The sequence below is a fragment of the Acuticoccus yangtzensis genome (genome assembly GCF_001927245.1).
GTDB classification, from domain to species: domain Bacteria; phylum Pseudomonadota; class Alphaproteobacteria; order Rhizobiales; family Amorphaceae; genus Acuticoccus; species Acuticoccus yangtzensis.
The window spans coordinates 683,065-698,484 of record NZ_MJUX01000001.1; the positions used below are offsets into that span (position 1 = coordinate 683,065).

The 15,420-nt window shown below is 67.9% G+C and carries 17 protein-coding genes and 1 tRNA gene; 15 read left to right on the forward strand and 3 right to left on the reverse strand.

All coding sequences use genetic code 11. The features are described from left to right. The first annotated feature begins 99 nt into the window (after positions 1 to 99). A complete protein-coding gene (locus BIX52_RS03055; protein WP_075219495.1) occupies positions 100 to 1,041 on the forward strand; it encodes a 4-(cytidine 5'-diphospho)-2-C-methyl-D-erythritol kinase in 942 nt (313 codons plus the stop codon). A gap of 10 nt (positions 1,042 to 1,051) precedes the next feature. Here BIX52_RS03055 and BIX52_RS03060 read toward each other — a convergent pair whose 3' ends face one another. Beyond that, positions 1,052 to 1,285: a putative signal transducing protein gene (locus tag BIX52_RS03060; RefSeq protein ID WP_075219496.1), complete on the reverse strand. Its 234-nt coding sequence runs from the start codon at positions 1,283 to 1,285 to the stop codon at positions 1,052 to 1,054. Positions 1,286 to 1,496: 211 nt separating this feature from the next. Between BIX52_RS03060 and BIX52_RS03065 the strand changes: the two genes are divergently transcribed. Both BIX52_RS03065 and BIX52_RS03070 read left to right on the forward strand, forming a co-directional pair. Continuing rightward, complete coding sequence (locus BIX52_RS03065) at positions 1,497 to 2,429, forward strand: polyprenyl synthetase family protein (RefSeq protein ID WP_083552764.1); 933 nt, start codon at positions 1,497 to 1,499, stop codon at positions 2,427 to 2,429. 343 nt (positions 2,430 to 2,772) lie between these two features. Further along, positions 2,773 to 3,627, forward strand: coding sequence for a GAF domain-containing protein (locus tag BIX52_RS03070; RefSeq protein WP_075219498.1), 855 nt, complete (start codon positions 2,773 to 2,775; stop codon positions 3,625 to 3,627). Positions 3,628 to 3,655: 28 nt separating this feature from the next. Here the strand turns inward: BIX52_RS03070 and BIX52_RS03075 are convergent, their stop codons facing one another. Further along, positions 3,656 to 4,192: an SRPBCC family protein gene (locus tag BIX52_RS03075; protein ID WP_083552769.1), complete on the reverse strand. Its 537-nt coding sequence runs from the start codon at positions 4,190 to 4,192 to the stop codon at positions 3,656 to 3,658. 124 nt (positions 4,193 to 4,316) lie between these two features. Here BIX52_RS03075 and BIX52_RS03080 point away from each other — a divergent pair, with 124 nt between their 5' ends. The 7 genes from BIX52_RS03080 (at position 4,317) to BIX52_RS03110 (ending at position 9,429) form a co-directional block, all read left to right on the forward strand. Continuing rightward, positions 4,317 to 5,342: a cysteine synthase A gene (locus BIX52_RS03080; protein WP_075219500.1), complete on the forward strand. Its 1,026-nt coding sequence runs from the start codon at positions 4,317 to 4,319 to the stop codon at positions 5,340 to 5,342. A 101-nt stretch (positions 5,343 to 5,443) separates the two neighbouring features. After that, entirely contained in the window at positions 5,444 to 6,145 is a 702-nt protein-coding gene (locus tag BIX52_RS03085; protein WP_075219501.1) for an alanyl-tRNA editing protein, read from the forward strand. A 5-nt stretch (positions 6,146 to 6,150) separates the two neighbouring features. After that, positions 6,151 to 6,987: a sulfurtransferase gene (locus BIX52_RS03090; protein WP_075219502.1), complete on the forward strand. Its 837-nt coding sequence runs from the start codon at positions 6,151 to 6,153 to the stop codon at positions 6,985 to 6,987. A 76-nt stretch (positions 6,988 to 7,063) separates the two neighbouring features. Continuing rightward, the gene (locus BIX52_RS03095) at positions 7,064 to 7,663 is read left to right on the forward strand and encodes a hypothetical protein (RefSeq protein WP_075219503.1); all 600 of its coding nucleotides are present in this window, start codon (positions 7,064 to 7,066) and stop codon (positions 7,661 to 7,663) included. A 171-nt stretch (positions 7,664 to 7,834) separates the two neighbouring features. Further along, positions 7,835 to 8,806 (forward strand): lipoyl synthase, encoded by a 972-nt coding sequence (lipA, locus tag BIX52_RS03100; RefSeq protein ID WP_075219504.1) that lies wholly within the window; start codon positions 7,835 to 7,837, stop codon positions 8,804 to 8,806. Continuing rightward, complete coding sequence (locus BIX52_RS03105) at positions 8,806 to 9,264, forward strand: type II toxin-antitoxin system RatA family toxin (protein ID WP_075219505.1); 459 nt, start codon at positions 8,806 to 8,808, stop codon at positions 9,262 to 9,264. Before lipA ends, BIX52_RS03105 begins: the two co-directional genes overlap by 1 nt. An 88-nt stretch (positions 9,265 to 9,352) precedes the next feature. Then, a tRNA-Arg gene (locus BIX52_RS03110) sits at positions 9,353 to 9,429 on the forward strand. 21 nt (positions 9,430 to 9,450) lie between these two features. Here BIX52_RS03110 and BIX52_RS03115 read toward each other — a convergent pair. After that, positions 9,451 to 10,422, reverse strand: coding sequence for a LysR family transcriptional regulator (locus BIX52_RS03115; RefSeq protein ID WP_170126391.1), 972 nt, complete (start codon positions 10,420 to 10,422; stop codon positions 9,451 to 9,453). A 126-nt stretch (positions 10,423 to 10,548) separates the two neighbouring features. Here BIX52_RS03115 and BIX52_RS03120 point away from each other — a divergent pair, with 126 nt between their 5' ends. From BIX52_RS03120 to BIX52_RS03140, 5 genes are all read left to right on the forward strand, one after another. Continuing rightward, positions 10,549 to 11,772: a CaiB/BaiF CoA transferase family protein gene (locus BIX52_RS03120; protein ID WP_075219507.1), complete on the forward strand. Its 1,224-nt coding sequence runs from the start codon at positions 10,549 to 10,551 to the stop codon at positions 11,770 to 11,772. A 139-nt stretch (positions 11,773 to 11,911) separates the two neighbouring features. Beyond that, positions 11,912 to 13,204 carry a TRAP transporter large permease gene (locus BIX52_RS03125; RefSeq protein WP_075219508.1) on the forward strand — a complete coding sequence of 431 codons (1,293 nt, stop codon included), beginning with the start codon at positions 11,912 to 11,914 and terminating at the stop codon, positions 13,202 to 13,204. Between the two features lie 57 nt (positions 13,205 to 13,261). Then, on the forward strand, positions 13,262 to 14,260 hold the full coding sequence (locus tag BIX52_RS03130; RefSeq protein ID WP_075219509.1) for a TRAP transporter substrate-binding protein: 999 nt from the start codon (positions 13,262 to 13,264) through the stop codon (positions 14,258 to 14,260). A 3-nt stretch (positions 14,261 to 14,263) separates the two neighbouring features. Then, positions 14,264 to 14,806, forward strand: a complete 543-nt coding sequence (locus BIX52_RS03135; RefSeq protein WP_108676389.1) for a TRAP transporter small permease — start codon at positions 14,264 to 14,266, stop codon at positions 14,804 to 14,806. A gap of 80 nt (positions 14,807 to 14,886) precedes the next feature. Next, positions 14,887 to 15,414: an FAS1-like dehydratase domain-containing protein gene (locus tag BIX52_RS03140; protein WP_075219511.1), complete on the forward strand. Its 528-nt coding sequence runs from the start codon at positions 14,887 to 14,889 to the stop codon at positions 15,412 to 15,414. The last annotated feature ends 6 nt before the right edge of the window (positions 15,415 to 15,420 follow it).

Below are 15,420 nucleotides of genomic sequence, written 5' to 3' on the forward strand. Positions count from 1 at the left end.
GGTCGGGGCGCGTCGGCGGCTGTGGATCATACGGTGGGCAGTCTGGCGGCTGGCGGTCCGGGGGTTGGCGATTTGGGGCGTGGCAATGCGGAAGGCGGCGTGCCGGACGACGTCGGCACCGCGCTGCGTGACAGTACCGCGCTGCGCCTCACCGTCCCCGCCAAGGTGAACCTGGCGCTCCACGTCCTCGGGCGCCGGACGGACGGCTACCACGAGCTGCAAAGCCTCGTCGCGTTCGCCGCCATCGACGACGGCGACGTGGTGGAGGTCGGCTTTGGCCCGCCCGCAGAGGAGGCGCCCGCCTTCACCGTCTCGGGCCGCTTCGGGAGCAGCGTCCCGGCTGGGCCGGAAAATCTCGCCGCCGCTGCCGCACGCCATTGTCCCCAAATTCGGGCGGTGCACCTCGTCAAGGGTCTGCCCGTCGCGGCGGGTATCGGCGGCGGATCGGCCGACGCGGCCGCCGTCTTGCGCGCAGCCGCGCATCGGTACCGCATCGACCCCGCATCCCTTGCCGCCGACGCCCTGTCGCTCGGCGCCGACGTACCCGTTTGCTTGGACGGGCGGCCCTGCTTGATGGAAGGGATCGGCGAGAAGCTGACGCCGGTCGACCTGCCGGCGATCCACGCCATCCTGATCAATCCCGGCCGGCCGCTCGCCACCGCCGACGTGTTCGGCAACCTCGCAACGCCGGACAATGCGCCCTTCATGCCTCCGTCCGTCGGCGGCTTGGAAGAGCTTTTCGCCTGGCTGCGGACGACCCGCAACGACCTCGAAGGCCCCGCTCACGCGGCCATGCCTGAGATCGGCACGCTGCTTCAGGCGCTGCGATCGACCGACGGGTGCCGCATCGCCCGCATGTCCGGCTCAGGACCGACCGTGTTCGGCCTCTATGACGACGCGGCGAGCCGTGATGGCGCGTTGGACACGCTCCGTGCGCGCGCGCCGCAGCGCTGGTGGATCCGCGCGGCCAGGTTCGCCGCCGGCACCGAGCCCGTGCCATTGCCGCAGCCGTGCGCCTTCCCCGGCCCCGCACCGCGCTGAGGGTGCGCCCTCAGCTCCTGCGGGGCGCCGACAATTCCACACCGATCCCGGCCTCGCTGACGAGGCGGCGCGCTTCGTGCGCACGATCCCTATCGACGAGGACGCGCTGCGGGAGTACGCCGAGCGACCCCTCCAGGACGCTCATGTTCTGGTCGACGACGAGATGGTGGATCTTTGCGTCAGACAGCAAGGCGTTTACGAAGGAAATCAGGACGAGGTCGTTCGTCCGCAACAGTTCGTCCACACGGGTCCCTTGGATCGTTGGTGATGGATGGTTTTGATCGTGCCCTGCGGCAGCGGGTCCCCTCCCCGCGGTTGCCGTTCCGAGCCTGTGAGCCTATGGTCCGCCCCATGCAAAATCGTGCGAGTAACCAGCCGTGACTGCCCCTGCCGCCCTGGCCTCGGCGCCGACCACACGCGGAATTGACCGCCTCGTTGGAAGCGTCGCCGATCGGATGACCAAGGTCAACGCACTGATTGCGACGCACGCCGGGTCCGACGTCACGATGATCCCGGAAGTCGCGGACCATCTGATCTCGTCCGGCGGCAAGCGCATCCGCCCGATGCTCACGCTCGGCACCGCGAAGCTGTTCGACTATGAGGGCGAAGGCGACGTGAAGCTCGCCACCGCCGTCGAATACATGCACACCGCGACGCTGCTGCATGACGACGTGGTGGACGACAGCGCGATGCGCCGCGGCAAACCCGCCGCGCGGATGATCTGGGGCAACCAGGCCAGCGTCCTCGTCGGCGACTTCCTGCTCGGCCAGGCGTTCAAGCTGATGGTCGACGTCGGCTCGCTCGAAGCGCTGGACGTCTTCTCCCGCGCCGCCGCGACCATCTCCGAGGGCGAAGTCCGCCAGCTCGCCGGGGCGAAGAGCCTGTCGGTGGGCGAGGCGCACTACATGGCGGTGATCGACGCCAAGACCGCCGCCCTGTTCGCCGCAGCCACCGCCGCGGGCCCGATCATCGCCGGCACTCCGGAATATCGTGCGCCGCTCGAATCCTATGGCCGCAATCTCGGCCTCGCCTTCCAATTGATCGACGATGCGCTCGACTTCGGCGGCGACGCGGAGACGCTCGGCAAGAATGTCGGCGACGACCTGAGGGAGGGCAAAGCGACGCTGCCGGTGCTCCTCGCCTACGCCCGCGGCTCGGCCGAGGATCGCGCCTTCTGGGAACGCTGCATCGAAAAGAGCGACGTGCGCGACGAGGACGTCCTCACCGCGCGCGACCTTGTGACCGCGACCGGCGCCCTCGCCGAGACCCGCGAGCGCGCGCAGGCTTTCGCCGACCGGGCGCTGAACGACCTGTCGGCCGTGCCCGACACGCCGATGCGCGAGGCGCTGGCGGACGTCGTCGGATTCGCGGTCGCGCGTCTTCATTGACACGCGGCGCCGCTCCGTCGCGGTCGACTGACACGCTGCGCCGTGACGGTCCGCGGCGACCGGTGCCCTGCGCGGCAGTGCGCTGACTTATAGCGCAGATTGAGACCCGCGGGATTGTATGCTATTCTGCAACGTGTGGACAGGTCGGGCTTCGCGCGCCCGGTACTGTCGGCCGTGAGGACCGAAGTGGAGCCGTACCAGTCCCTGCGAGCGCTCGGCCGATGGGCCGCCTCCGCGTTCTGCCGTCGCCCGGAACAATGGCTGTATGACAACCCATGTCGTCAACGGATATAGGACGGCCGGTCTGGATGCGTCCCTACACACCCCATCCAATCCAACCACGTTGACACGCTCTGCCGTCCTCAAAGACGTCGACGGGCTCCACCAGAGGCTCAACCTGCCCTGGCCGGTCGCAATCGCGCTTATCGATTGGCTGGAATCCGCGGACCACGAGGCGCTCCTGCGGCTCGCGCGCCTCGTCGTCGGTTGCCCCACGGCCGTCATCACCACGCTGCTTGACGCCGACCATGCCGCACAGCCGGACGCGATGAACAGCAAATCCATGCTGGCGCTGGCGCACCGGGAACGTCAGGCGGTCGACGTCGCGGACGCTGCGGAAGACACCCGTTTCGGCGACGATCTCCTGGTTCACGCCTTCCCGCATGCGCGCTTCTTCGTCGGCGCACCGATCCACGTGAAGACGCAGGTCGTCGGGACGCTCTTCGCCATCGACTATCACCCCCGCCGGCGGCCCAGCGAAGAGACGATGGCCTCGTTCTCCGCGCTCGCCCATCTGTGCGGCCAAGCCGTGGAGCTGGGTGCGCGCCGCCTCGCCGCCCCGGCCGAGCGCAGCCAGCTCGACATGATGGCCGAGCGCTCCCACGCCGCCGTACTCGTCGTCGACCACAGCGGGAGGATCGAGAGCGCCAACCGCGCGGCCAGCATGCTGCTGCGCGAGCGGATCGATTCGTTGAAGACGCAAACGGTGGAGAGCTTCGTCGTCGGGTGGCAGTCCCTCGTCGGCGTCGTCGCCAACCATGCGCTGGCGGCAAGCCGCAACGGCATGGAAACGATGGCCCCGTTGCTCGTCGAGATCATCACCCGCGAGGGGACGATCATCCCCGCCCGCGCCTCGATCACCTACGAGGTGGGGGACGGCACGCCGCGCTACCGCCTCGTCGTGGAAGAGCTGCCCTGAGCGCGGACTGCACCGAAGAGGGCGCCGGTCAGACGGCGGCGCGGCGCTCGGAGCGGATCGCCTTTTCCAGCCGCGCGTAGAACTTCTCGATCAGCTTGTCCGCTGCCCCGTCGATCAGCTTGCCGCCGACCTTCGCCACCATCCCGGAAATCAGGATCGCGTAGGAATAGGTGATCCGGGTGCCGCCATCGACCGGCTCGAAGTCGATCCACCCTTCGCCGAACGACTTGCCCAGAGGCCCGTCCGCCCCGCCGAACAGGACGATGTGGGCGGGCTCGATCACCTCGGCGAACCGGGCATGGACCTTCCAGACGCCCTTGATCGGACCGACCCCGATCCCGACGTCCGCCGCATAGGTCCGGTCCTCGGCCCCCTCCACGCGGTGCAGCGTTTCCGCCCCCGGAATGGCCGCGGCGAGGCGGCTCTCGTCCATGATGAGATCCCACAGCTTCTGCCGCCGCACGGCGATGACGGTGGACCCGCCGCCGCGCAGCGCGTGGCCCTTGCCCTCCGGCATCGTGGGTTCGGCGCGCCCGGCGCGCAGCGGCGTATCGGCAAGTGTCATGGCGTGGTTCAAATGTTCCGAACGTGTCAGCCATGCCAATTTAAGCAGTGCTCCTATCTTTGGGTAGATGCCGATCCTTGAAGCGGGCCGCAGCGAGGCCTATTGCGGCATCAAGGAGTGCCCCATGACCAACATGATCGACCTGATCGGCAACACGCCGCTCGTGAAGCTGAAGCGCGCGTCCGAGGAAACCGGCTGCACCATTCTCGGCAAGGCGGAGTTTCTGAACCCCGGCCAGTCGGTCAAAGACCGCGCGGCGCTCTACATCATCCGTGACGCGGTGAAGCGTGGCGCCCTGCAACCCGGCGGCACCATCGTCGAGGGAACCGCAGGCAACACCGGCATCGGCCTGGCGCTGGTCGGCAACGCGATGGGCTTCCGCACCGTCATCGTCATCCCCGAGACGCAGAGCGCGGAGAAGAAAGAGGCGATCAAGCTCGCCGGTGCGGAGCTGATCGAGGTCCCCGCGGTCCCCTACAAGAACCCCAACAACTACGTGAAGCTGTCCGGCCGCCTCGCCGCCGAAATGGCGAAGACCGAGGCGAAGGGCGCCATCTGGGCCAACCAGTTCGACAACACCGCCAATCGCGACGCGCACATTCACGGCACCGGGCCGGAGATCTGGGCGCAGACCGAGGGGAAGGTGGACGGCTTCATCTGCGCGGTCGGCTCCGGCGGCACGCTCGGCGGTGTCTCCATGGCGCTGAAGGAGCGCGGCGACGTGAAGATCGGCCTCGCCGACCCGATGGGCGCGGCGCTCTACCATTATTATGCCGACGGCGAGCTGAGGTCCGAGGGATCGTCCATCACCGAGGGCATCGGCCAGGGGCGCATCACCGCCAACCTGGAAGGCGTCCAGGTGGACATGCCGTTCCAGATCCAAGATGCGGAGGCGCTGCCGCTGGTCTACGACCTCATCCGCGAGGAGGGGCTGGTGCTGGGCGGATCGTCGGCCATCAACATCGCCGGGGCGATCCGCATGGCGCGCGAGATGGGGCCGGGCCACACCATCGTCACCATCCTGTGCGACTACGGCAACCGCTACGCCTCCAAGATGTTCAACCCGGACTTCCTGCGCTCCAAGGACCTGCCGGTGCCCGAATGGATGGAGCGCACGCCCAACATCGCCGTGCCGTTCGAGGACGCCTGACGCACCGTCTCGCTCTGGTGGTTCACCCGTTCCAGGTTAAATGAAGGGGTGAACCCTTCCATCCGGGTGCCCTTCGCGGCGCCCGCACACGGTGAGACCCCATGAGCGAGCCCCTCTTCCGCGACGATCCCTATCTGAAGTCGGCGGAGGCCACGGTCACGGAGGTGGGCGAAGGCTTCCTGGTGCTGGACCGTTCGCTGTTCTACGCGGCGGGCGGAGGCCAGCCGGGCGACACCGGGCGCATCGACCTCGGCGACGGCACAAGCCTTGCCGTGACCGACGCGCGCTATGGTGAAAACCGCACCACCATCCGTCTCGCCGTGGCGACGCCGCCGCCGGTGGGCACCGCCGTCACCCAGCACCTCGACTGGGCGCGCCGCCACCGGCTGATGCGCATGCACACCGCGCTGCATCTGTTGTCCGTCGCCCTCCCCTTCCCCGTCACCGGCGGGCAGATCGGCGAGACCGAAAGCCGGCTCGACTTCGACCTGCCCGACAGCCCCGACAAGGATGCGGTGACGGCGGAGGTGATGGCGCTGATCGAGGCGGACCACCCTGTCACCACCGAGTGGATCACCGACGCCGAGCTCGACGCCAACCCGGAGCTGGTGAAGACGATGGCGGTGCAGCCGCCGCGCGGATCGGGCCGTGTGCGCCTCGTTCGCATCGGAACGGTGGACCTGCAGCCCTGCGGCGGCACACATGTCGCCTCCACGGCCGAGATCGGCCGTGTGGCGGTGACGAAGATCGAGAAGAAGGGCCGGCAGAACCGCCGCGTCCGCCTGACCTTGCTGGAAGACTGAACGCCATGCTGATCACTCCCGAGGACCTGAAGGCGCGTCTCGGCGACGTCGCCGTGCTCGACGCCTCCTGGCACATGCCCGACGCCAAACGCGACGCGGGCGCCGAGTTCGCCGCCGCCCACATTCCGGGCGCGCTGCGGTTCGACATCGACCGCATCGCCGACACCTCGAGCGGCCTGCCCCACACGCTGCCCTCGCCGGAGGTGTTCGCCGAGATGGTCGGCGCGCTCGGCATCTCCAATTCCACGCCGGTGGTGGTCTACGAGACCGGCGGCGTGTTCGCTGCACCGCGGGCGTGGTGGATGTTCCGCGTCATGGGCCACGACGCCCTGGTGCTGGACGGCGGACTGAAGGCCTGGACCGACGCCGGCTACCCCACCGAATCGGGGCCTCCCGCGACGCCCGCCCCCGCCACCTTCACCCCGACCTTCAACCCGGACCTCTTCGCCAGCGGCGACGACGTGGCCGCCACCCTCGCCGCCGGTGGCCAGGTGGCCGACGCCCGCTCGGCCGAGCGTTACGAGGGCCGGGTGGACGAGCCGCGCCCCGGCCTGCGCGCCGGTCACATGCCGGGGGCCCGCAACGTCCACTATGCCAGCCTCGTGACGCCGGACGGGCGGCTGAAGGACGAGGCGGGGCTGCGCGCCGCCTTCGAGGCCGGCGGCGTCGACCTCGACCGGAAGGTCACCACCTCCTGCGGTTCGGGCGTCACCGCCTCCATCCTCACCCTGGCGCTCGCCAAGCTCGGCACGCCGAGCGCGGTCTATGACGGTTCGTGGACCGAATGGGGCGGCGACCCGAAACGCGAGGTGGTAAAGGGCCCGGCGGACGCGACGGACTGAGGCATCCGAAGCGCCCGGGAAAGGGAAGGTTAACCCTGTTCGTCAATACTCCGAGCCGATCAATCGGAGGTTCGACATGCGCGAGACAGGGTCGTTTCAATTCGGGCTTCTTGTTCCCGGAACGCCGACCTTCCTGACACAGTGGCGCCTCGCCGCGCAGACGACGGTGTGGGACCGTCACTACATCGTCGGCGAGGGATACTCGGTGAAAATCGCGTCCGGCACGCGGCTCGAGGTGAATCGCCGCAGCCGCAGCGGCGGTTTCCGCAAGGAGGAGGAGGTCATCTCCTCCGCCTTCCCGCTGGATTGGATGGTCAGCCTGGCGCTGCGCAAGGTGGTGCCGAAGCCGCTGCGGGCGGCCGCGGCGGACGGGCGCGGCTCGGCCCAGTCGCTCGTCAACGCTCTCGCCGTCGACTGGCTGCCCCAGGCGAGCGTTCACAAATATGCCCGCGTGTTCGAGAAGGGTCCGGTGACGGCCACCGTCACGCACCTGACCGTGCCGGACTGGAACGCCAGCGGCATCCTTCTCAACCTTCGGGCAATGGAGTCGCGGCAGCTCCTGCCCTTCATGGCCGATTACCGTCTGGAGCCGGAGAACGATCTCAGCCTCGACGATTGGCTGGCGGACGCCTTCGTGAAGCACGACGCTGCCGCCGAGACGCCCAAGGCCGCGTAAGCCCCTCCCTCACGCCCCCGCCGCGGCCTCCGGAGGGCGCGGCGGAACCGCGCGGGCTGAGCCGGGTTTGCCCGTCTTCTGTTGCAAGGCTGGCGCGCCTATGCGCCGCCGCCCTCGCATCGCGCGGCGATGCCGACTATGTTGCAGTCAGAAGACAAGGGATTTCGTGAGATGGTGACCGTCCTCGATCGCACCAGCGTGCGCCACCCGGAGAAGGCGAACCGGCCCGATGCGCCCGTGATGCGCAAACCGGACTGGATTCGCGTGCGTGCTCCGGGCTCGCCCGTCTATCGCGAGACGAAGGAGATCGTGAAGGAGAACGGCCTCGTCACCGTGTGCGAGGAGGCCGGCTGCCCGAACATCGGCGAGTGCTGGTCCAAGAAGCACGCCACCTTCATGATCATGGGCGACACCTGCACCCGCGCCTGCGCCTTCTGCAACGTGCGCACGGGGATACCGCAGGCACTCGACCCGAACGAGCCCCAGCACGTGGCCGATGCGACGGCCAAGCTCGGCCTCAACCACGTCGTGGTGACCTCCGTCGACCGTGACGACCTCGCCGACGGCGGCGCGCGCCACATGGCCGACACCATCCGCGCCATCCGCGCAACCGCACCGGGCACGACGATCGAGGTGCTGACGCCCGACTTCCTGAGGAAGCCCGGCGCGCTGGAAATCGTCGTCGAGGCGCGGCCGGACGTCTTCAACCACAATCTGGAGACGGTGCCTTCGCTCTACCTCAACGTCCGTCCCGGTGCGCGTTACTATCACTCGATCCGGCTGCTGGACCGGGTGAAGATGCTGGACCCCACCATCTTCACCAAGAGCGGAATCATGGTCGGCCTCGGCGAGCAGCGCAACGAGGTGCTGCAGCTGATGGACGATCTGCGCTCCGCCGACGTCGACTTCCTGACCATCGGCCAGTACCTCCAGCCGACGCGCAAGCATTATCCGGTGAAGGATTATGTGACGCCCGAGGCGTTCAAGGCCTACCACACGATCGCGATGGCCAAGGGCTTCCTGATGGTGTCCGCCTCGCCGCTCACCCGCTCGTCCCATCACGCGGGGGATGACTATGCGCGGCTGAAGGCGGCGCGCGAGGCACGTGCGGCGACCGGGTCGGCCGGTCTCGTGAGGGCCTGATGCCCCAGTTCGAGACCACGCGCCGCGTCAACCACAGCGTCGACAACATGTTCGACCTGGTGGCCGACGTGAGCGCCTATCCGCGTTTCGTGCCGCTGTGCAAGGCGCTCAGCGTGCGGCGGCGCGACACCTTGCCGGATGGGCGTGAGGTCCTCGTCGCCGAGATGACGGTGGCCTACAAGTTCATCCGGGAGACCTTCACCTCGCGGGTGGTGCTGGACCGCGCCAACAACGTGATCGACGTGACCTATCTGGACGGCCCCTTCAAGGAGCTGTTCAACCGCTGGACCTTCACGCCGGTGGACGACACGACCACGGACGTCCACTTCTCGATCCGCTACGAGTTCAAGAGCCGCACCCTGGCCGCGGTGATGGGCCAGGTGTTCGACCACGCCTTCCGCCGCTTCGCCGCCGCGTTCGAGGAGCGCGCCGACAAGGTCTACGGCCTCCCCGCCTGAAGGCCGGTCGCCGGCGCGCGCAAAGGTGCGGACAGCGCCGGAACGAGGGTGCCCCTGCCGCTCGCCGCGTGCTAGTGTCTCGCCCGTCGTCCTCGTAGCTCAGCAGGATAGAGCACAGGATTCCTAATCCTGGGGTCGCAGGTTCGAATCCTGCCGGGGACACCATTTCGCCCCACACCGGCCCGCTCACGCCGGGGTGCCTTGCGCCGGTCGCGGGGCGGCGAGGGCGGCGGCATGGTCGCGGGTGGCGGCGATGAAATCGTCGACGCTGCGTTCCAGCTCCTCCACTTCGGCCGTGAACCAGTCCACCAGCGTCTTGACGTGGGGCGGCGCGTCATCGGCCACCATCAGGAAAAAGCTGCGATCGAGGCTCGCGACATAGGGGAAGGGCGCAACGAGGCGGCCTGCCCGTAAATCTCCCATCACGAGGGCCAATTGGCCCATCGCGACGCCAGAGCCGCCCAGCGCGGCCTCATAGGCGAGGTCGGAGTTGCCGAACAGGATCGAACGCTCGGGCCGCGCCATCGTGTTCGGCAGGGAGGCCCGCCAGAACGGCCAGTCGTCCAACCGGTTCTGCGACTCCAGCAAGATCGCCCTGTCGAGATCCTCCAGCCGCCGCAACGGGTTCTGCTCCAGATAGGCCGGGCTCGCCACCGGCGTCAGGCGGGCACTGTGAAGACGCACGCTGCGCACACCCGGCCAGCCGCCGAACCCGTCGCGGACGGCGATGGAGGACCCCGCCGGCGCCCGCGTGATCCAGTGGGACGACGTGATCTGCACCTCGATGTCCGGAAAGAGTGCGTAAAAGCGCGGCAGACGCGGGATCAGAACCCGCCGCGCGTGGGTCGGATAGATCAGGATCTGGATCGCGCCCTTGTCGGTGCCGCGGCTCGCGACCGCGTTGACGGCCGAGTCGATCTGCTGGAACGCCGGCATCAACACCGCCGCCAGCATCTGCCCCTCCCGCGTCAACGTCACCGACTGGTGGCCGCGCTCGAAAAGCGCGCAGCCGATGCGCTTTTCCAGCGTGCGGATCTGCTGGCTCACCGCGCTCTGCGTCACGCAAATTTCCGCCGCCGCCTGGGTGAAGCTCGAATGGCGGGCAGCCGCCTCGAAGGCCCGCAGGTGGTTGAGGGGCAGCTTCAACTCATTAGCCATGCTAATGCATTCGACCTCTTTTTTATCGCTTGCCGCAAATCGGTGCGTGATCATTAATCTCTAAGTGCCTGCAAAAAATACACAAGAAAGCCCGGTCAAGCCGGGTCGGGGCACCGGGGAGGAACCATGCGGAAAGACGTGCATCAGAAGAGCTTCACGCCGGAGGCGGTGGGGCCGCTGAAAGGCGTGCGGGTCGTCGATGCCTCGCGCCTCGTGTGCGGTAATACGTTGACTTTCATGCTCGCCGACTTCGGCGCCGAGGTCATCAAGGTGGAGCGTCCCGTGACGGGCGATCCCTTGCGCGAGTGGAAGAACGGCGGCCACAGCCTTTATTGGAAGATTTTCGGCCGCAACAAGAAGAGCACCGCCATCGACTTCGCCCGCCCCGAGGGGCGCGACGTGCTCTTGCGCCTTCTGGAAGCCGCGGACTGCTTCGTTGAAAGCTTCCGCTACGGCACGCTGGAAAAGCTGGGCCTTGGGCCGGACGACCTGTTGAAGCGCAATCCGCGCCTCGTCATCGTGCGGGTCTCCGGCTGGGGCCAGACCGGGCCGTACCGCACGCGGCCGGGCTTCGGCACGCTCATCGAATCCTTCGCAGGCTTTGCCGAGAAGAGCGGCTATCCGGACCGGCCGCCGCTTCTGCCCAACATGCCGCTCGCCGACCAGGTGGCGGGCCTCACGGGCGCCTTCGCCACGCTCGCCGCCCTGCGCCATGCGGAGGCGACCGGCGAGGGCCAGGTGGTGGACCTTTCCATCCTCGAACCGCTGCACGCGCTGATTTCGGCGGACGCCGCCATCTACGACGCCTGTGGCGAGAAGCCCCAGCGCACCGGCAGCCGCTCGGTCACGGTCGCCCCGCGCAACGTCTATCAGACCGCGGACGGGCCCTATATCGCGATCGCCGCGTCCATGCAGTCGATGGCGCATCGCCTGCTGGCGGCCATCGGACGGCCCGAGTTGAACGAGGATCCGCGCTACCGCCTGCCCGAGGACCGGGTGCGCAACGCCGATGATCTCGACCAGATCATCGCCGACTGGGTGCGCAGCCGCTCCCTCGCCGACAACCTGAAGATCCTTGGCGATGCCGGCGTCACCGTCGGCCCCGTCAACGCCGTCGACATGCTGATCGAGGATGAGCACGTCGCCGAACGTGAGGTGCTGGTGCGGGTTCCGGACGAGGAGGCCGGCACGGTTTTGATGCCCGGCATCTTCCCGCGGCTGGACCGATCTCCCGGTGCCCTGCGCACCCCCGCCCCCGGCATCGGCGACCATACCGAAGAGATCCTGACCGGCCTCGGCGTCGAGCCGTCACAGCTCGCGGCGCTGCGCGAAAGCGGCGCGGTCCAGTAGCGCCCGACGCCGCCGCGCCGCTGCGCGACGGGCAGGCGCCCCCCTTCACGAAATCCGGTAGCGGCCGCCAAGAGCCGCACCACCTTCGTCAGCCGGCTCGTTCCGGCGATCACGACACGCCCGGGAGGCACACCGCTCAATGGACTTCGTATTCGTGCTTTTGACCCTGTTCGGGTTGCTGCTCATCGGCGCGCCGATCTTTCTGGCGCTCGGGACGGCGGGCCTCTTGGGTCTGTTCCTGGAGCGCGGACCGATGGCGCTGACCCTCGCCAGCTCCTCGATCTTCAGCCAGCTCCACCACTTCGAGCTCGTCGCTCTGCCGCTCTTCATCCTGATGGGCTTCGTGCTGGTCGAAACGCCGATCGGGCGCGACCTCTTCCGCGCCGCGGAGCAATGGTTCGGCTGGCTGCGCGGCGGCCTCGCCATCTCCTCGGTCGGCACCTGCACCGTGTTCGGTGCGATGAGCGGCGTCTCCATCGCCGGCGTCGCCTCGGTCGGGGCGCTCGCGGTGCCGGAGATGATCGACCGCGGCTATTCCCGTTCGCTCGCCGCCGGCAGCGTGGTGACGGCCGGGGCGCTCGCGATGCTCATTCCCCCCAGCGTCCCCTTCATCATCTACAGCGCGATGACCGGCGTCTCGATCGCCGACCTCTTCGTGGCGGGCATCGTCCCGGGCCTGTCGCTCGCGCTCGCCTTCTCGGTCTACATCTATATCCGCGCGACCTTGAACCCGTCCGAGGCGCCGCAGCCCGAGGGCAGCGTCGGCTGGGGGTCCAAGTTCAAGAGCCTGTCGCGCGTGTGGCACGCTCTGCTGCTCATCTTCATCGTGCTCGGCGCCATCTATGGCGGCGTCGCGACGCCCAGCGAGGCGTCCGCGGTCGGCGCGCTCGGCGCCTTCATCATCGCCGGTGCCGTCTATCGCACGCTGGACTGGGCGGCGGTGAAGCGCATCTTCGTCACCAGCCTCAACGTGACGGCGGCCGTCCTTCTCATCATGGCCGCCGCGCGCATCTTCGGCGACTATCTCAACCTCGCCCGCATTCCGTTCTTCCTCTCGGAATCGATCGTGGCGATGGACATCACCCCGCTTGCGGTGATCCTCGTCATCGCCACCTTCCTCATCCTGCTCGGCATGTTCGTCGACGCGGGGTCGATCATCGTGGTGACGACGCCGATCCTGCTGCCGGTGATCCTGGCGCTCGGCTACGATCCGCTCTGGTTCGGCGTCGTTCTGGTGCTCACCCTGGAAATCGCGGTGGTGACGCCGCCGGTGGGCCTCAACCTCTACGCGCTGCGGGGTACGTGCCCGTTCCTGAGGATCGAGGAAATCATCCGCAGTGCCATGCCCTTCGTCGGCATCCAGATCCTGGTGCTGCTCCTCTTCATCCTGATCCCCGAGCTGGCCCTCTGGCTGCCGCACGCGGTCCGCTAACAAAAAACCAAGGGAAAAACGTCCGTGATTTCGAAGCGTTCACTCCTCAAGGGGGCCATGGCCCTTCCGGCTCTCGCCGCCCTTCCCGGCAGCCTCCGCCCCGCCTTCGCGGCGCAGAAGATGACCGGCGTCACCTACCTGACGCCCGCCTACGAGTCGCTGCTGTGGGGCTTTCACGGCTTCGTCGACGCGCTGAAGGAAGCCGGCGGCGGCGAGATCGAGGTCGACTTCTACGACTCCGGCACGCTGCTGTCGGCCGCCGAGCAGGTCTCGGGCCTGCGCTCCGGCCTGATCGACTTCATGTTCCACACCACCAGCTACATCAACGGCTCCTTCCCGATCCTCGGCGTGACGGGCCTGCCTTATGTGGTGGACGAGCTGTTCCGGAACCCGGACCGGCTGAAGATCGGTAGCCCCCTCTTCACGCTGATCAAAGAGGAAGTCGCCAAGCAGAACATGGAGCTTCTCTCGCTGAGCGGCGGCATCCTCGAGCCGGACTATCTGTGGAGCGGCAGCAGCGCCATCAACTCCATGGACGCCATCTCCGGTAAGCGCATCCGCGTTCAGGGCCTCGAGGCGTCGACGGTGCTCGAGAATCTCGGCGCCGCGGTGGTCTCCCTGCCCTCCTCCGAGCTCTACCTCGCCATCCAGCGCGGCACGATCGACGGCCTGGTGGCCAACGTCGCGACCGTCGACGGGCGCCGCCTGCAGGAGCAGACCAGCCAGGTGCTGAAGCTCCCCATCGGCGCCAACACGCAAGGCCTCTTCATGCTGAAGAGCAGCTACGAGCGCCTCCCCGACGAGACGAAGGACGCACTCGCCACCGCCACCGCCTGGTTCGACGAGAACGCCGCGCGCCACATCGTCGAGGACGACATCCCGACCGTGTGGCCGAAGATGGTCGAGGCGGGCGTCGACGTGATCGAGCCGTCCGAGGCCGACATGGAGAAGTTCCGCGAGATGTCCGAGCCGATCTGGGAGACCTGGAAGGGTCAGGTCGGCGAGGAGGTCGGCGACCGGGCGCTGAAGCTCGCCCTCGGCCAGACCGAGGGCTGAGTGATGCAGACGGTCGCCCGCTTCATCGTCACGGTCGAGCGCTGGTGTGCCGTCAGCGCCCAGCTCGCCCTCGCCTTCATGATGGTGTCGATCTCCTACGACGCCATCATGCGCTACGCCTTCGCCGCTCCGACACGCTGGAGCTTCGAGGTGAACGGCTTCCTGATGATCTACATCGCGATGATTCCGGCCGCGAGCATCCTACGCACCGGCGATCATCTCAACGTGGAGTTCATCTCGAACCTGATGAAGGGATGGCTGCGCACGGTGCAGCGGATCGTGGTGTGGACCCTCGGCCTCGCGTTCTCGCTCCTCATGCTGAAGTACACCTTCATCGGCGCGCACGAGGCGTGGGCCTACAACGAACGGATGTCGACGACCCTCGGGACGCCGATGGTCCTGCCCAAGGCCATCCTGCCGTTCGGCTTCACGCTGCTGTCCCTGCAGTTCGGCCTGAACCTCCTCGGAGAGTTCATGCGCCTGCCGGCCGGCACCGTCACCGGCGCTCCCACCGACCCGCTCGATGAGCCCAAGCCCGCGATCTGACCCGCGCGGCACGTGCCGGGCCGCCCCCATCGCGGGCGCGGCGGCCCGGCCTCATCGGCTTTTGGAAAGACCTCATCATCATGACCGACCTGGACGTGAACTACATCACCGATGACGTGAAGGCGCTCATCGGCATGGAGTCCGACTTTTGCGAGATGCCTCACCCCGTGGAGGCGTCCGAAGTGCGCCGCTTCCACCACGCGGTGATGGACGATTCGCCCCGCTACTCCGACGCCGGCGCCTCGCGCTATGGCGGCCCGGTCGCCCCGCTCGGCTTCCCCGTCCACATGTATCGCCGCCGGCCGGGCGAACCGGACCCGCTCGACGGGATGGACCGTCCCGACCGTGACGGCCTCGACCGCAAGCTGCGCCCCGGCCTTCCGCCGATCGACGTGCCGCTGACCCGGCTGTTGAATGGCGGCTACCGCTACACCTTCTACCGCTACGCCGAGATCGGCGACCGCATCTTCGTGAAGAGCCGGTACCGCGACATCTACCAGCGCAGCGGGCGCTCGGGCGTGATGGTGCTGTTCGACATCGAAGACACCTACGTCAACCAGGATCGCGAGCTGCTCCTGGAGACGAAAAACACCATCATCTTGCGCTGAGGAGAC

What these genes read in the sequence shown, in the direction of transcription:
- BIX52_RS03130 (WP_075219509.1), top strand. Translation starts at nt 13,262, where the DNA reads ATGGCCCTTCCGGCTCTCGCCGCCCTTCCCGGCAGCCTCCGCCCCGCC.
- BIX52_RS03095 (WP_075219503.1), top strand. Translation starts at nt 7,064, where the DNA reads ATGCGCGAGACAGGGTCGTTTCAATTCGGGCTTCTTGTTCCCGGAACG.
- BIX52_RS03085 (WP_075219501.1), top strand. Translation starts at nt 5,444, where the DNA reads ATGAGCGAGCCCCTCTTCCGCGACGATCCCTATCTGAAGTCGGCGGAG.
- BIX52_RS03065 (WP_083552764.1), top strand. Translation starts at nt 1,497, where the DNA reads ATGACCAAGGTCAACGCACTGATTGCGACGCACGCCGGGTCCGACGTC.
- BIX52_RS03120 (WP_075219507.1), top strand. Translation starts at nt 10,549, where the DNA reads ATGCGGAAAGACGTGCATCAGAAGAGCTTCACGCCGGAGGCGGTGGGG.
- BIX52_RS03125 (WP_075219508.1), top strand. Translation starts at nt 11,912, where the DNA reads ATGGACTTCGTATTCGTGCTTTTGACCCTGTTCGGGTTGCTGCTCATC.
- BIX52_RS03080 (WP_075219500.1), top strand. Translation starts at nt 4,317, where the DNA reads ATGACCAACATGATCGACCTGATCGGCAACACGCCGCTCGTGAAGCTG.
- BIX52_RS03115 (WP_170126391.1), bottom strand. Translation starts at nt 10,422, where the DNA reads ATGGCTAATGAGTTGAAGCTGCCCCTCAACCACCTGCGGGCCTTCGAG.
- BIX52_RS03075 (WP_083552769.1), bottom strand. Translation starts at nt 4,192, where the DNA reads ATGACACTTGCCGATACGCCGCTGCGCGCCGGGCGCGCCGAACCCACG.
- BIX52_RS03140 (WP_075219511.1), top strand. Translation starts at nt 14,887, where the DNA reads ATGACCGACCTGGACGTGAACTACATCACCGATGACGTGAAGGCGCTC.
- lipA (WP_075219504.1), top strand. Translation starts at nt 7,835, where the DNA reads ATGGTGACCGTCCTCGATCGCACCAGCGTGCGCCACCCGGAGAAGGCG.
- BIX52_RS03135 (WP_108676389.1), top strand. Translation starts at nt 14,264, where the DNA reads ATGCAGACGGTCGCCCGCTTCATCGTCACGGTCGAGCGCTGGTGTGCC.
- BIX52_RS03105 (WP_075219505.1), top strand. Translation starts at nt 8,806, where the DNA reads ATGCCCCAGTTCGAGACCACGCGCCGCGTCAACCACAGCGTCGACAAC.
- BIX52_RS03090 (WP_075219502.1), top strand. Translation starts at nt 6,151, where the DNA reads ATGCTGATCACTCCCGAGGACCTGAAGGCGCGTCTCGGCGACGTCGCC.